Source organism: Christiangramia sabulilitoris, from assembly GCF_007050985.1.
Taxonomy (GTDB): domain Bacteria; phylum Bacteroidota; class Bacteroidia; order Flavobacteriales; family Flavobacteriaceae; genus Christiangramia; species Christiangramia sabulilitoris.
Map to the genome: position 1 here is coordinate 1,404,940 of NZ_VHSF01000001.1, position 16,907 is coordinate 1,421,846.

9 protein-coding genes are annotated in these 16,907 nt (G+C 40.5%); 8 read left to right on the forward strand and 1 reads right to left on the reverse strand.

All coding sequences use genetic code 11. The features are described from left to right. Positions 1-202: 202 nt before the first annotated feature. From FGM01_RS06450 to FGM01_RS06485, 8 genes are all read left to right on the forward strand, one after another. Positions 203-2,986 carry a triple tyrosine motif-containing protein gene (locus FGM01_RS06450; protein WP_243735768.1) on the forward strand — a complete coding sequence of 928 codons (2,784 nt, stop codon included), beginning with the start codon at positions 203-205 and terminating at the stop codon, positions 2,984-2,986. Positions 2,987-3,225: 239 nt separating this feature from the next. Next, complete coding sequence (locus tag FGM01_RS06455) at positions 3,226-6,246, forward strand: SusC/RagA family TonB-linked outer membrane protein (RefSeq protein ID WP_143410293.1); 3,021 nt, start codon at positions 3,226-3,228, stop codon at positions 6,244-6,246. A gap of 3 nt (positions 6,247-6,249) precedes the next feature. Continuing rightward, positions 6,250-7,728 carry a RagB/SusD family nutrient uptake outer membrane protein gene (locus tag FGM01_RS06460; protein WP_143410294.1) on the forward strand — a complete coding sequence of 493 codons (1,479 nt, stop codon included), beginning with the start codon at positions 6,250-6,252 and terminating at the stop codon, positions 7,726-7,728. A 23-nt stretch (positions 7,729-7,751) separates the two neighbouring features. Further along, the gene (locus FGM01_RS06465) at positions 7,752-10,436 is read left to right on the forward strand and encodes a hypothetical protein (RefSeq protein WP_143410295.1); all 2,685 of its coding nucleotides are present in this window, start codon (positions 7,752-7,754) and stop codon (positions 10,434-10,436) included. Positions 10,437-10,448: 12 nt separating this feature from the next. Then, entirely contained in the window at positions 10,449-12,107 is a 1,659-nt protein-coding gene (locus FGM01_RS06470; RefSeq protein ID WP_143410296.1) for a family 16 glycosylhydrolase, read from the forward strand. A gap of 135 nt (positions 12,108-12,242) precedes the next feature. After that, the gene (locus FGM01_RS06475; RefSeq protein ID WP_143410297.1) at positions 12,243-13,118 is read left to right on the forward strand and encodes a glycoside hydrolase family 16 protein; all 876 of its coding nucleotides are present in this window, start codon (positions 12,243-12,245) and stop codon (positions 13,116-13,118) included. 195 nt (positions 13,119-13,313) lie between these two features. Beyond that, positions 13,314-15,587: a beta-glucosidase BglX gene (gene bglX / locus FGM01_RS06480; RefSeq protein ID WP_143410298.1), complete on the forward strand. Its 2,274-nt coding sequence runs from the start codon at positions 13,314-13,316 to the stop codon at positions 15,585-15,587. Beyond that, positions 15,587-16,375, forward strand: a complete 789-nt coding sequence (locus FGM01_RS06485; RefSeq protein ID WP_143410299.1) for a glycoside hydrolase family 16 protein — start codon at positions 15,587-15,589, stop codon at positions 16,373-16,375. Before bglX ends, FGM01_RS06485 begins: the two co-directional genes overlap by 1 nt. A gap of 34 nt (positions 16,376-16,409) precedes the next feature. On the opposite strand, the gene FGM01_RS06490 is transcribed toward FGM01_RS06485, so the two are convergent. Further along, the gene (locus FGM01_RS06490) at positions 16,410-16,859 is read right to left on the reverse strand and encodes a nucleoside deaminase (protein WP_143410300.1); all 450 of its coding nucleotides are present in this window, start codon (positions 16,857-16,859) and stop codon (positions 16,410-16,412) included. Between the last annotated feature and the right edge of the window lie 48 nt (positions 16,860-16,907).

The following is a 16,907-nucleotide window of genomic DNA, read 5'->3' on the forward strand; positions in this document are numbered from 1 at the left end:
GTTAGATTGTATCAAGTAGTAAAATATTGATTAGATATTAACCTTCAAAAAAATTCATTTTTCGCAGGCAATCATAGGTCTTTATCATAATTTAACATCCAAGCCTAAAAGTTTTACTAATAAAATCAATATTTAAAATCTTAATAAAATTTTCCATTTAAGCTGGGACTGGTTAACTTTCGCAGCCAATCCTATATTACTATTGAGTAGAATTTACTTTTTTATACAGATCATTTTTTCCGTTTTTGTATCCTTCGGGCAGGAACTGCCTCCGGTGATAAATTACGGGCCAAATGTATATGCCGGCGGTAATCAAAACTGGATGATCGCCCAGGCAGATAACAATAATCTCTATTTTGCCAATAGTACCGGCTTACTTGAATATAATGGTGAAAACTGGAATTTATATCCGGTTCCAAATAACTCGATTGTAAGATCTGTTAAAGTTATAGATGAGCGTATTTATACCGGAGCTTATATGGAAGCCGGATTCTGGGAGAAAAATGAATTTGGGACCCTGGAATATACCAGCCTCATGTCTTTGTTTGATGGCAAAATTGGTGACGGAGAACAATTCTGGGAGATAGACTTTCTGGATGGTCTGGTGATTTTCAGAAGTTTTGGAGGAATATACTTTTATAATCAAGAAACCAGTTCTGTTGTGAAAATGAAGAATCCTGAAGGAAAGCCTGTTTCCGGGATCTTTAAAGTTGAAAACGAACTTTATTTTCAAATAGTAGCCGGCGGTCTTTATAAAGTCAATAATGGTTCCTCAACATTGGTTATTCCCTACGAGGCTCTTGGCGACAGGACCATCATGCAATTTTATATAAAGGAGAATGCCTTTTACCTGGTTACCGGCAAAACAGAATTTTTGGTGTGGGAGAAGGGTAGTATGCTTGAAAATAAAAAACCTGTAAATGCCGAATTAGGGAATCCCACTATTCTGGATGCGATCTATTTGCCAAATGGGAAGATGGTATTAGGTACTGTTGGAGAAGGGGTACTGGAATTAAGTGCCGAAGGAGCTATCATAAATAAGTTCAACCAGGAAAATGTACTTCTTAATAACACGGTTTTAGATCTCTTTATAGATAAAGAAGATAATCTCTGGGCCGGTCTTGATTATGGTATAAGTATTATCCAGCTTAAATCTTCATTCAGATCATTTCAGGATAACCGTGGTGAAATTGGGTCTGTTTATGCTTCCTTCAAAAAAGATGGTGATCTATACCTTGGTACTAACCAGGGTCTTTATTATCGCAAATCTGGAGATACAAAATTTGAACTCATTCCGGGAACCAATGGCCAGGTATGGTTTATAAATGAAGTGGGAGGAGTCATCCTTTGTGGACAGGATAGCGGAACTTTTTTAATAAAGGAAAATAAGGCAGAAAAGGTATGTGACCGTTTAGGTACCTGGGTCATTAAAGAATATAAAGAAGGTGTTCTTATACAAGGTCATTATAATGGTATAAGCTTTTTAAGGCTGACTAACGGGGAACTGGAAGCTTTACCCATGCTTCCCGATTTTCCCCATTCTTCCAAGTTTATTGAAATAGATGAAGAAGAAAATATCTGGATAAGTAATGAGCACAAGGGAGTATTCAAATTAAGTCTTCAGGAATCTCTTGGAATATCTGATTCTGAAAATTATAAATTTACCGGCGAATCGGGGATTACTTCCAGTCTTTTTCAATTTAATGATACCATTTACTACAGTTCAAAGCAGAGCATCTATCAGTTCCGGGAGGATCTAGATCAGTTTTCTTCTGAAAACCAGCTTAATAATTTAATTGCCAGTTATGAAAGAGTGTCCGGAAAAATGGTTGGTGAAAATAACAGAGATAAGCTGTGGGGCTTTGCTGAAGATGGCATCTTTTCAATTCAGAAGGCAAAATTAAACAATGCTTATGATTTAAATTTCATATTCGTTAATCAGGAATTCAGGAATATAGCAATAGGTTATGAAAATATTTCGCATCTAAAAGACGATAAATATTTATTAGGTACCGCTAATGGGTACCTTAAATTGAATGACCAGGAAAAAGCTACCCGGGAAGTGGCTATAAGACTTAATAGAATAGAAGTGAGTGCCCTGGACGCTCCTTTTGAGCCTGTAAAACTGGATGAATTTAAGGAATTTGATTTTGACCATAACAACATTAACTTTCATTATAGTGTTCCGGTTCATAATAAATATTTGGAGGCTTTATATAGTTACAGGCTGGTTGGCTTAAGTAACAACTGGAGTACATGGAGCAGTTTGCCAGAGGCGAATTTTAAAAATCTTGGCTATGGAGACTATGCTTTCGAGGTAAAGGCGAAAGTTGGCCCTGCAGAAACAAATGTAGCAGTTTATGAGTTTTCTATTGACAGACCGTTTTATCTGAGTATATGGGCTATCGCGGCTTATGTGATACTATTTGTATTGATCTTGTATGCCGTTCATATTCTAAACAGGAGGCATCATCGCAAAACCGTGCAGGAAAATGAGCGTGAACTTAAAATGAAGCATTTACAGGCTGAACAGGAGATCATAAAGTTGAGGAACGATAAATTGGAGCAGGAGATGGCTAGTAAGAACCGGGAGCTTGCGGTATCTACGATGAGCCTTATTAGAAAAAACGAATTTCTTACCAATATTAAAGACAAATTAAAGGATGCCGAGGGTTCGTCTAAAGTAAACTCGGTCATCAAAACTATAGACAAGGATATTAGCGAGGAAGATAACTGGAAATTCTTCAAAAAGGCATTTAGTAATGCAGACAAGGATTTTTTCCAGAACATCAAACAGAAGCATCCAGAGCTTACATCGAACGACCTGAAATTATGTGCTTACCTAAGACTGAATCTTTCTTCAAAAGAGATCGCTCCGCTGCTTAATATTTCTGTAAAAAGTGTGGAAATTAAACGATATCGTTTGCGTAAAAAGATGAATTTGGACCGCGAAATCAATCTTACCGATTATATTCTGGCTCTATAAACTTTACAAAGCCTAAAAAAAACTCTACATTACCTCTACATTTTATTATTATATTAGTGCTTAGATCGTTAGGTTCAGTTAATATTATCTTCTGAAATGCCCTTTACTATTGTTATTTCGACAAAATCATAGCAGTAAAATTGTCAAATCTATAATTGTAGATTTTTTGTAAAGGTCATTTTTAACTTATCACAACGATCTGTTAATATATTCATAGAGTAATTAAAACTTTAAATCACATGAGGAAATTTACCTGTCTTTTGATTGTATTTCTAAGCGGGTTTTTCGGTGCTTATGCGCAATCGTTTTCGGTTAGCGGATCGGTTACCGATGAAAGCGGAATGCCTTTACTGGGGGTTAACGTAATTGTAAAAGGAGAGTCGCGCGGTACAACTACCGATTTCGACGGGAATTATACAGTACAGGATATCTCCCCGGGAGATATACTTCAGTTTAGTTATATCGGTTTTGAAACCCAGGAGGTTACTGTAAACAATCAGGAACCTATTAATGTAGTATTGAAGACCGATTCAGAATCTCTTGACGAGGTCCTGGTAATTGGATATGGTACTCAAACAAAAAAGGAGATCACTGGTGCCGTTAGTGTGGTAGGATCTCAAACAATAGAGGACCTTAACCCGGTTAGGGTGGAACAGGCACTTCAGGGAACTGTGCCTGGTGTAAACATTACATCAGCTTCAGGATCTCCGGGTAGTGCATCTACCATTAACATCAGGGGAATTAGTACCAATGGTGATAACAGACCATTGATCCTTGTAGATGGTAACGTAATTGAAGATCTTAGTGTAATTAACCCTAACGATATTGAAAGTATCAATGTCTTAAAGGATGCTACGGCCGGTATATATGGAGTGCGTGCTGCCAACGGGGTAATCCTGATAACTACAAAATCTGGAACTTTCAATACAGAACTTAAAGTGGATTTTGATGCTTATACAGGTATACAGGAAACCACCAGGAAATTACCGGTTCTTAACTCGGTAGAATATGCTGCTATTGTTAATGAAGCTTATGCCGCCGGTGGTGAAAATCCTCCTTTTCCTAATTTCAGAGAAATAGGGCGTGGCGTAAACTATCAGGATGAAGTCTTTTCTACTGCACCAATATCAGACATGAACCTAAATGTCTCTGGTGGAACAGAAAAGTCAACCTATTCTGTAGGTGCCTCCTATTTCAACCAGGATGGTATCGTTGGCTTGAGTAAAGCCAATTATAACAGATTAACTGCAAGACTTAATTATAATCTCGAAATTTTAGATAACCTTAAACTTAATGTTTCAGGGATCTACACCAATACGAATAGAAGAACCTTAGCCGAAAATGCTTTAGGTTCGGTTCTATTCAACGCGGTGAATATGAATCCTACCCTGCCTATCTTTGATGAGAACGGTGAATTTACTTTAGCCGAAGGATTAGGGAATGAGGTAATTAACCCGCTCGCTCAAATAGAGAATACTTATAATGATACCGAGATCAACAAAATAAGTGGTGTTGGTGGATTAGAATATACCTTATGGGATAAGCTTTCGGCAAAAACACAATTCCAGTTTAACTATTCTGAAGTGGACGGTAGATTTTTCTCTCCCGAAGTATTTTACGGATCGGGAAAGGTTTTTAACGTAGACAGGAATAGTGTTACCGAAAATTTTGACATTTATCGGGATTATACCTGGGATAACTATTTAACTTATGACGACAGTTTTGGTGATCATAATATAAAGTACCTTTTAGGTATGTCTGTCTTTAAGACTACCGGGGATCTTTCTTCTTTCACCGGGTTTGAATTGCCAACGAACGAATACTCTGCAGCAAGCATTGCCAATGCAGCAGAAGTTCAGGACAACTATCAAAACGGAGGAAATACATTCGACTCAAGGCTGCTTTCTTATTTCAGTAGATTGCAGTATGATTACCGCGGGAAATATTTATTCTCTGGGTTAATTAGACGTGATGGTTCTACTGCCTTTGGTCCTGAAAATAAATTTGGTTGGTTCCCGTCTGCTTCTGTAGGTTGGGTAATCTCTGATGAGAATTTCCTTAGAGACAGTGATTTCCTTAGCTTTTTAAAACTACGTGGTAGTTACGGTATTATAGGGAATGACAGGATTCCGGCATTTAGATTTACTTCTTTGCTTAATGGAGAAGGAACATATGTTTTTGATAACGAACTTGTTTTTGGTAAGGCCAGTGGAGCTCTTGGAAACCCGGAGATCAAATGGGAAAAACAGAAAACACTCGATATTGGTCTGGATGCAAGATTCTTGGATTCAAGGGTAGATGTTACCATGGATTACTTCAAGAAGCGAACTGAAGATCTTTTAGTGGTGTCTCAGGTTTCAGGAATTTTAGGAATTGGAGCACCTGGTGCCGCGCCACCTGTAGTGAATGGTGGTATCGTAGAAAACGAAGGATTTGAATTTTCCATTGGATATAATCAAATGGTAAATGATGATTTTAAATTTAATATCAATTATAATTTAACTGCTCTTCGCAACGAGGTGCTGTTTGTAGACAGTGAAAATGGCTTTTTAACCGGAGGAGCTTTCGGTATTGGTCTGGAGCCGCCTTCAAGAATGGAAGCGGGACAGCCACTTGGTTATTTTTATGGCCTTGAAACCAATGGGATCTTTCAGACTCAGGAAGAAGTAAATAATGCCGCAGTGCAACCAAATGCAGCTCCCGGAGATCTTCGTTATGTAGATCAAAACGGAGACGGTAAGATAGATACAGAAGACAGGGTGAATATTGGAGATCCTATTCCAGATTTCACCATGGGTATGAATTTCGGCTTTACGTATAAGAATTTTGATTTTAACGCCTATGCTTTTGCATCTTTAGGTAACGAGATCGTGAGAAATTATGAGCGTAATCAGCTAAATACGAACAGGACAAATTCTTATTTAGGCAGATGGACAGGTCCTGGAAGTACAGATAGTTTCCCTAGGGTTACTATAGGTGCTAATTCCAATAACCTGTTTTCAGATTTTTATGTAGAGGATGGTTCATATTTAAGACTACAGAATATTCAGGTTGGTTATAACCTGGATTCAGATATGATCGCTGCAACGGGATTGACGAAATTCAGAATATATGCTTCTGTTAATAATGCCTTTACACTTACAGAATATACCGGATACGATCCTTCAGCTTCAACCGGAGCTCCTATTGGAGGTGGTATAGATCAGGGATTTTATCCTGTACCCAGAGTTTATATGTTAGGAATTAATTTGAAATTTTAATAAATGAGAACGAAATTATATACAATCAATTGGATCCTTGCTTTTGCCTTTCTGGCACTGGTCGGATGTAGTGATGACTTCGTGGATGTACCTAGTGAGGATGAAAACTCTGAAGACTATTTTAACACTCCAGAAGAATATGATCTGGCACTTGTAGGAGCATACGATCTGTTACAAGCGACCTATCTTAATGTAATGCTGGGAGAAATTGCCTCAGATAACACCCTCGCTGGTGGAGAGAGTGCTACAGATGTTCCTGGGATTCAGGAAATCGATGATATGGTGCATACGCCGGTAAATGCACAGCTGCGGGATATCTGGAGTTGGATGTTCGCGGGAGTGAATCGTGCGAATTATGTTTTGGAATTCCAGGATAATATAGATTTTGCCGGAAAGAACGAGATCATTGCCCAGGCAAGGTTCCTGAGAGCCTATTACTATTTTGAACTGGTAAAATGGTTTGGAGATGTGCCATTGGCAATTGATAGCAGAATCCAGTTTGGTGATCAATTCGATATTCCAAGAGCACCAAAATCTGAGGTATATGCTCTAATTGAGCAGGACCTGATGTTCGCTGCGGCGAATTTACCTGCAACGCAGGCTGAGAAAGGAAGAATTACCTCCGGAGCTGCTCAGGCATTGCTTGGTAAGGCTTATTTATATCAGAATAAATTTGGTGAGGCGGCTTCAGCTTTCGAACCGGTGATCAACGGGCCATACAGCCTGGTGGAAGATTATGAATTTATATTCGAACCAGAAGGTGAGAATAATGCCGAATCTATTTTTGAAGTTCAGTATACCGATAAAGAAGGTGCTGGCTTCGGATGTCTGCAGTGTAGTGAAGGTAACGTAGCTGTAGGATTTAACGGAGTACGTAATATTTCTTACCCTCCAAACTTTGAAGGTGGGTTTGATTCCGGGTTTAGTTTTAATGTTCCGGTTCAGGAAGTAGTAGACCTGTTTACAGAAGATGACATTAGAAAAGATGTTGCGATCCTGGATATTGAAGCCCACGCGGCAGAAACCGGAGCAACTTATGCTACAGGGTTTGAACATACCGGATATTTCAATAGAAAATATATCGCCAGAAGAGGTGATCTTAATACGGGAGATGCCAATCTTACCAATCCGAATAACTACCGGGCTATACGCTTAGCAGATGTTCTGTTGATGGCTGCTGAGGCTAACTTTAAAAAATCGGCGGCAGATGAAGACAAGGCCAGAGCTTATTTGAACCTTGTAAGAGAACGTGCAGAACTTGATCCGGTTACTTTATCTGGAAATGCTCTTCTGGAGCAGATCTACGAAGATCGTCGCCTGGAACTGGTAGGGGAAGGACACAGATTCTTTGACCTTGTGAGAACAGGAAGAGCTGCAGCAGCAATTGATGGTTTCCAGACTGGAAAACACGAATTGTTCCCTATCCCAGCAATAGAAATTGAACTTGCCGGCAATAACTGGCAACAAAACCCAGGTTACTAAAAAAATAATTAAAACGAATAAAGATGAAAATATTCAAATTCTTAGCAATGCTTACCATCTCGGTGCTGTTCTTTACAGGATGCGAAGATGAAGAAATTACTAATTACGCCTTCCAGGAGATCTCTGCTCCCACAAACGTTTCTGCTATTTTTGATGTTTCGCAGGACGATACAGGAACAGTAACTATCACCCCTAGCGGTGAGGGCGCACAGGTTTTTCAGGTCGATCTTGGAAATGGAGAGACAGCAGAACTTGCGGCAGGCGAGTCTGTGACCACTGCCTATGCAGAAGGAGAGTACATGGTAAAGATCGTAGCTGTAGGATCTACGGGTCTTACCAGTGAATACAATCAAATGCTGAATATTTCTTTCAAGGCTCCAGAAAATCTTGAAATTATTATAGATCAGCCTGCTTCAAATCCAAAATTAATTACCGTTTCTGCCACTGCAGATAATGCTACGGTATTCGATGTGTACTTTGGAGATGTTGATGATGAAGAGCCTACACAATTGATGCCTGGAGAAAGCGTTCAGCATACTTATGCGCCGGGAGTTTATGAAATTACCGTTGTAGCAAGAGGTGCTGGTGCTGCTACTGCCGAGGAAGATGCTATTGTTATTATTCCTGAAGCTACAGACCCACTAAAATTACCTATCACTTACGATATGGGGACTGTGAACTATGCAGCAGATGTATTTGGAGGAACCAGTTATGAAATAGTTGTAAATCCAGATCTTTCTGGAGCTAATACTACCGAGTCTAATGTAGCAGCAGTAACAAATTCCGGGGCAAACTGGGAAGGTATAGTATATACCCTTGGGGAACCTGTAGATTTTAGTGGTGACGATAAGATCATAACCATGAAAGTATGGTCTGATGTTGCTCAGCCTGTATTACTGAAGTTCGAAGGTGGTGTAAATGATGAAAGACAAACAGAAGTTGTGGCCAATCACGGTGGGACCGGATGGGAAGAACTTAGTTTCAATTTTGCCACAGATGCGGTTAAAAGCTTCATAGACGGCAACCAGGGTGTTGGTGAACCGTTTGTTCCAACAGGACAATATGCTGCGATGGTTATCTTTTTTGATGGTCCTGGTACAACAGCAGGTACTTTCTATATCGATGATATCATGCAGGAGTCAACGGCACCAGACTGTGTGGCTGAAACTACAGAAAATATAGATGCCGCTAATGGCCCTATTAACTGGACATTTAAAACTGATGATGACGAAGATTTCGATTTTAATCCATTTGGGAATATCGAATCAGAGATTGTTAGAAATCCAAAAACAGATGGTATTAACAACAGCTGTAACGTTCAAAGAGTAATAAAGACTCCTGGTTGCGAAACCTGGTCTGGTGTTGGAACTGAAATTCCTACAGCTATAGACTTTACTACAACAGACAAGAAGATATTCAAGCTAAAAGTTCTTGCAGAAACACAAACTGCAGAAGTTACTTTAAGACTTGAAAGAGAACCGTTCCCAGATGTAGACCCTGCAGAAGACAGAGTAGCACAAATTACTGAAACCGGAGTTTGGCAGGAATTAACTTTCGATTTCTCTGATGTTGATGATAAGACTTTCAGGAGTATAATCATCTACTTTGAGAGAGATGCCTCATGTGATGGTGATGTATATTATTTCGATGATCTTATCCAGACAGATGGTACAGGTGGAGGAACTCCTCCTGCCTCTACTACTACCAGCTTCCCGGTAGATTTTGAAACTGCTTCTAATGGCGGTGCTTCTGCCAATTGGACTGTATTTGAAAATGTGGATAACCCTGCATTAGAGATCATTGCAAACCCTGATATGACCGGAAATGCTTCTGCTACGGTAGCTAAGTTTACCGCGAGACAGGATGGCCAGCCTTTCGCAGGTACTATCACTCAATTAACAAATCCATTTACTCTGGATGCATCTAATGCTATTGTGAAGATGTGGGTTTGGAAATCTAAGATCAGTGATGTAGGGATCAAATTTGAGAACGCTACTCAGGGATCAACCGGTGAGATCAAAGTTGCCAATACAAAGGTGAACGAATGGGAGGAACTTACTTTTGATTTCTCAGGAGTGATTGGAGATCCTAACAATACAAATATTACAGGTCTGGTAATATTCCCGGACTTTGAGGACAGAGCGGCAGAATCTGTGTCTTATTTTGATAATATTACTTTAAATTCCACAACCGGAGGAGGTTCTGGTGGTGGAGATCCGGTTGTGGCTACCAGCTTACCTATAGATTTTGAATCTAATGAAACCTTACAGGGTGTATTCGAATCATCACAGGGAGTTACTGGTATGCCGGTTTCGAACCCGGATATGACGGGAAATAATTCCAGTACGGTGTATGAGTTTAATAAAGCAAATAATGCAGCATGGTATTCTGGGATCTTCCATATTTTCCCAAATAATATTGACCTTTCGCAGGGAACTACGTTCTCAATTAAAGTATGGTCACCAAAGGCCAATGTGAATGTAAGATTCCAGTTAGAACTTGAAGGTTCAGATGCAAGTCCAAATATTTCCGTAGATCAAACAGTGACTCAGGCAAATACCTGGGTTACCCTAACGTATGATTTTGCAGGAATTATTGACACAAACAATAATTACGATAAATTCGTGATATTCCCGGATTATGACGACGTAGCACAGGCACCAGCCGATGGTTCAGTTTACTACATCGATGATATCGAACAGAATTAGAAAAATTAAACTATGAGATATTTTAAATTAATTTTTAGCTTATTAGCGGTTAGTTTGCTGCTTTCCAGCTGCCAGGAGGATGACCTCGAGCTGGGTACCATTCTGGTCCCAACTAACCTTACTATTAATAGCAATATTAGTGACGATGGTTCAGGAGTGGTTGAATTTACAGCATCTGCAGATAATGCTATTACCTACGAATATAACTTTAGTGATGGTACCTCGGCAGTTGCTGCCGGCGGTACTTTTACCAAGCGTTTTACCCGTGTTGGTTTAAACACCTATCTGGTTACTGTTGTAGCCTACGGTAAAGGTGGCGTGAGTAGTTCCAGGACTATAGAAATTGAAGTTAGAAGTGATTTCGACGATCCTGAAACCAAGCAATTCCTTACCGGTGGTTCTTCAAAGACCTGGTACATTGCTTCACAGGTAGGCGGTCATTTAGGAGTTGGACAGAATATTGATGACGATGGTAATGCTATCGTAGACGGTGGTGCCTTTTTCCAGGGACCTCCGGGATTTGGTCCAGATTGTTTCTACGATGACCAGATAATCTTTAGCCTTGATGCTAACGATAACCTAACTTATGACTATAATGATTTTGATGCTTCTTTTGTAAACTGGCAATATACCACCCAGTTTGGTGGGAATGGAGAACAATTTGTAGATGAGTGTCTGGATACAGATGTTGCAGATGGGAGTGTGCCGGCACAATTAGTGCCTTCAAGCGCCGGTATTTCTGAAGATGTATCAACGGGTACTGTTATCGAACTTCCGGCCGATTCATTTATTAGCTACTACATTGGTCAGAATCAATACGAGGTACTATCGATAGATGAAAACAGTATGTACCTGCGTGCCGTACAGGCTAATGATACATTCCTTGTATGGTACCTAATCTTAACTACTTCTCCTGATGGAAGTATTGGTGGCGGAGGTGGAGAACCCGATCCCGGATTCGAATCTCAGTTTACTACAGAGATCTGGGCAGATGAATTTGATGGGGATGCTCTTGATACAGATAACTGGCAATACGCCATTGGTGACGGTTGTCCCGACCTTTGCGGCTGGGGTAACGGTGAAGCACAGTACTATACTGATTCTGAGGAAAATGTAAAAGTAGAGAACGGTAATCTTGTGATCACTGCGAAAAGACAGGCTATGGAAGGTAAAGACTTCACTTCTGCCAGGATCTTCACAAAAGATAAAGTAGAATTCACGTATGGTCGTGTAGAAGTTAGAGCAAAACTTCCTGCCGGAGGTGGAACCTGGCCTGCAATCTGGATGCTCGGTGCCGAATGGCCTGAAGAAGCATGGCCTGGAGTAGGTGAGATGGATATTATGGAATTTGCCGGTAACAGGCCAAATGTAGTTTCATCTGCACTTCATTTTCCTGGAAATTCCGGTGGGAACCCAATAATGGGTGAAACCACAGTAGGCGATGTAACTTCAGAATTTCATATCTACGAGGTAGAATGGACTGCAGATAAGATCACATTTTTAATGGATGGTGAACCGCATTTGGAATTTGATAATGATGATTCCACACCTTTCCAGGATGACTTTTTTATATTATTAAATGTAGCCATGGGAGGATCTTTTGGCGGAGCTATAGCCGATGATTTCCAGGAGTCATCGATGGAAGTAGATTACGTGAGAGTATTTCAATAATTGTTTGTTTAGGCTAATTCCCGGGGTGCAAGCTTCGGGAATTTATTTTTATAAAGAATTATTGACTCAGTCCTGGGGTCTTGAGATTAAGTATTTCTCAGGAACAGGATAATGTTACTTTTAAAAATAATAGATATGAGACACCGCTTCTTAAAAACCTTTATGTCACTGGCGTTGATTTGTAGTTGCAATTTATTCGCCCAGGACTCATTTGTAAACAAGGAACCGGATACTCTATTCTTTGATGATTTTTCCGGGAATTCCCTTGATCGGGAAAAGTGGAACGTTATTGGACCCGATTTTTGGGTTAATAATGAGCAGCAGATCTACGTGGATTCCACCGCAACCATTTTCATAGCGAAAGGTGATTCTGCCAAGGGAGCAGAAAATGCACTTGTACTAAAAGCTCACTACAGTCCGGATTATATCACATTTCGTGGAAATCAATTTGACTTTATTTCGGGAAGGATAGACACCCGGGACAAAGTGATGTTTACCTATGGGACGGCTTCGGCCAGGATGAAACTACCGGAAGGCAACGGCTACTGGCCTGCATTCTGGGCTCTCGGTGGGGGTAATTGGCCTGAAACCGGGGAGATAGATATCATGGAATATGTGGGTGAAACAGATTGGATAGGGGTTGCCCTGCACGGTCCGGGGTACTCCGGAGAAACCCCGCTGGTGAATAAGTATTTTTTTCCTGAAAATGAAGATGTGACCAGCTGGCATATTTATTCAGTAGACTGGTCACCACAGGGTTTTGATTTTAAGGTTGATGGCAGGTTGATCTACCGGGTGACCAAACCAATGGTAGAGCATTATGGAAAATGGGCTTATGATAACCCAAAATTCCTCATCCTCAATTTTGCCCTGGGTGGTGCATACCCATTTAAAACCAATGGAGTTCGAAAACCTTATAACGGTCTGCCTGAAGCTACAGTAGAGCTAATAAAAGAAGGCAAAGCCGAAGTGCTTATCGATTGGGTTTTAATAAGTAAAAAAGATAATTAAGTATTTGTCATTTTAAAAATACTCTGGAAGGTATTTTACTGAGTTGAGGTTTTTGGCTAGTGAATTGTTAGACTGAAGTAATAATCAGTCGCCGGGTCATGACTTGAAAAATAAGATTGGAACCAAACTGCGGACGGTCTTGTAAAAAATAAATTTGGAGAGGATTCTGTTCTCCGGGAATTAATTTTATAGAATATGAAAAAATATTTATTAATAACGACACTTTGCCTGGGAAGCTTTTCTTTCTACGGCCAGCAATCAGGGATTAAAAGTTCTGTTCAGGAGGTAGAAAAAAAGGTGGATTCAGTTTTAAACCTGATGACCCTTGAGGAAAAAGTTGGGCAAATGATCCAGTATAATGGTAGCTGGGACTTAACCGGTCCGGCTTCTGAAACTGGAAATAAAGAAAAAGAAGAAAGACTTAAAAAAGGCCTTGTTGGTTCCATGCTCAACGTTCTTTCTGTAGAAGCTACAGAAAAAGCACAGCGTTTAAACATGGAAAATTCCAGGATCAAAATTCCACTCATTTTTGGTTATGATGTGATACATGGTTACAACACTATCTTTCCGGTCCCTTTGGGGGAAACTGCCAGCTGGGATATGGAAGCGGCACAGGAATCTGCACGTATAGCTGCTCTCGAGTCTGCAGCACAGGGTGTGAACTGGACCTTCTCGCCCATGATTGATATTTCCAGGGATGCCCGTTGGGGCAGGATCATGGAAGGATCGGGTGAAGACCCTTATTTAACCGCAAAAGTAGCTGTAGCGAAAGTAAAAGGTTACCAGGGAGATGATCTTTCAGATCCACAATCCATAGCTGCCACCGCGAAACATTTTGCCGGTTATGGTCTAGCTGAAGGCGGTAAAGACTATAATTCTGTACACATCGGTGAGAACGAACTGCGCAATGTTGTACTTCCTCCATTCAAGGCTGCCGCAGATGCCGGGGTGGCAACTTTTATGAATAGTTTCAATACCATAGACGGAATTCCGGCGACCGGTAGTGAATATCTGCAAAGAGAAATTCTTAAAGGAGAATGGGACTGGCAGGGGTTTGTGGTTTCAGACTGGGGTTCTATCTCTGAAATGATCCCGCATGGATTTGCACGAGACAAAGTTCACGCGGCAGAGATCGCGGTTACTGCCGGGAGCGATATGGATATGGAAGGCGGTGCTTACCAGGCGGGTCTTGAGCAACTGGTAGAAGAAGGGAAAATTGACGAAAGTCTTATCGACGAAGCTGTAAAAAGAGTACTTCGAGTAAAATTCAAATTAGGTCTTTTTGAAGATCCTTATCGTTATAATAACCCGGAGCTGGCAAGTGAAATACCATTTGCTGAGCACCGGAAGACGGCGAGAGATATCGCTAAAAAATCTATTGTTCTTTTAAAGAACGAAAAAGGTCTTCTACCACTAAAATCTTCAGTAAAAAGTATCGCGGTGATCGGGCCACTGGCAGATGACAAGGATACTCCTATTGGGAACTGGAGAGCACAGGGGGAAGCTAATTCTGCTGTCTCTGTTGTAGAAGGTTTGAAAAATGCTGATATAAATGCAGAGATCACTTATGCCAAAGGGGTAACCCTTGGCGAAGGTGAACGTAGTTTCCTGATGCCATTGAAGATCAATAAAACCGATACAACAGGAATCTCTGATGCTGTTGAAAAAGCAAGGAAAGCCGAACTTGTTATAATGGTTCTGGGAGAGGATGCTTTCCAGTCTGGGGAAGGTCGCAGCCAGGTAAATATTGGTCTGGCCGGTTTGCAGATGGAACTATTGAAGGAAGTCCAAAAAGTAAATAAGAATATTGTTCTGGTGCTAATGAATGGAAGACCGGTGGAGATCACCTGGGCTGCTGAAAATGTTCCTGCAATTGTAGAAGCATGGCAGCTGGGAACTGAAAGCGGGAATGCCATTGCAGATGTGTTAACCGGGGATTATAATCCTTCGGGAAAACTGCCGGTATCATTTCCAAGAGCAGTGGGACAGGAGCCTTTGTACTATAACCGTATGAATACCGGGAGACCTTCTAATGATCAGCACGTTACTTACTCGCATTATACAGATATTACCAATGGGCCACTTTATCCTTTTGGATATGGACTTAGCTATACCACTTTCGATTACGGAGATGTAAGTCTTTCGGCTTCTGAATTATCTTCCGGAGGATTACTTACTTTAAGTGTGCCGGTAACTAATTCTGGTAGCGTAAAGGGTAAAGAAGTAGTTCAGCTATATATGCATGATCTTGTGGCTAGTGTCGCCAGGCCAATAAAAGAATTAAAAGGTTTCGAGCTGGTTGAATTGAACCCCGGGGAAACTAAAACTGTAGAATTCAGCATTGATGAAGAAATGTTAAAATTTTATACTGCTTCTGGTAAATGGGAAGCAGAACCGGGAGAGTTTGAATTAATGGTAGGAGGTAATTCAGTAGACGTGAAAACCGTAAAATTTGATTATAAAAAGTAATGATCAGTTTTTCTAAAATATTATTAACCGGGAGCTTTCTATTAGGCAGTATTTTTTCATTTAATGCTCAGGAAAAGATCATCTTCGAAGAGGATTTCGACGGAGACAGCCTGGATATGAATGTATGGAATTATGAGGAAGGTGACGGTTGCCCTAACCTTTGTGGCTGGGGAAATAATGAAAAACAGATCTACGACCGCAAATATGTGGCGGTAGAAGATGGTAAGCTGGTAATTACTGCCGTTAAAAAGGATGGTAAATATTATTCGGGTAAGATTAACTCTAAAGATAAAGTCGAATTTACCTACGGCGTCATCGAGGTAAGAGCAAAATTAGCCACTGCCAAAGGTCTCTGGCCGGCGATCTGGATGTTAGGTTCAGATATTAACGAGGTAGGATGGCCTGCCAGCGGTGAAATCGATATACTGGAATATATTGGCAGGGAACCCGGAATTGTGTTTACATCTTTACATACCCCGGCAAGTCACGGTAATACCATAAATACCAAAAAGACTAAGATCGAGGGTATAGAAGAAGGTTACCATGATTTCAAAGCCGTCTGGACTGAAAAATATATCGAATTTTTTGTAGACGGCCGGCAGTTGTACAGGTTCACCCCGCAACAGTATAATGAAAGGGATTATCCTTTTAAAAAGAATTTCTATTTCCTGATCAATATGGCCGTAGGAGGAAATCTTGGTGGTGCAGATATCAATGATAGCGCACTACCCGATAAATTCTATGTAGACTCTATTAGGGTAACCGAGTTACCCCAAGAATTGCAATAATTAAAAAAAGCGAAACCTGAAAGTTTCGCTTTTTTTAATTCAGGTTGCGACGTTCTATAAAAAACCGCTTTAATAGTCTGGAGGCTTCTTCTTCAAGAACTCCAGATTTAACTTCGGTTTTGGGATGAAGCTGAACACCAGACTTTCGATACCCGCGCTGTTTGTCTTCGGCTCCAAATACGATTTTTGAAATCTGGCTCCAATACAGGGCACCTGCACACATCTGGCAGGGTTCCAGGGTAATATACATGGTACATTTCTGAAGATATTTTCCACCCAGATAGTTAGCTGCCGCCGTGATCGCCTGCATTTCTGCATGAGCCGTCACATCATTGAGAGTTTCCGTTAGATTGTGGCCCCGGGCGATGATCTTATCGTTGATTACCACAACAACTCCAACCGGTATTTCCCCTTTTTCATAAGCAGTTTCAGCTTCTTCCAAGGCTTTTTTCATAAAATATTCATCGTCAAATGGAGAGAGCATGTTTGAATTTTTGTGAAAGATATAAATTTTGTCCCTTCAATTTCAAGA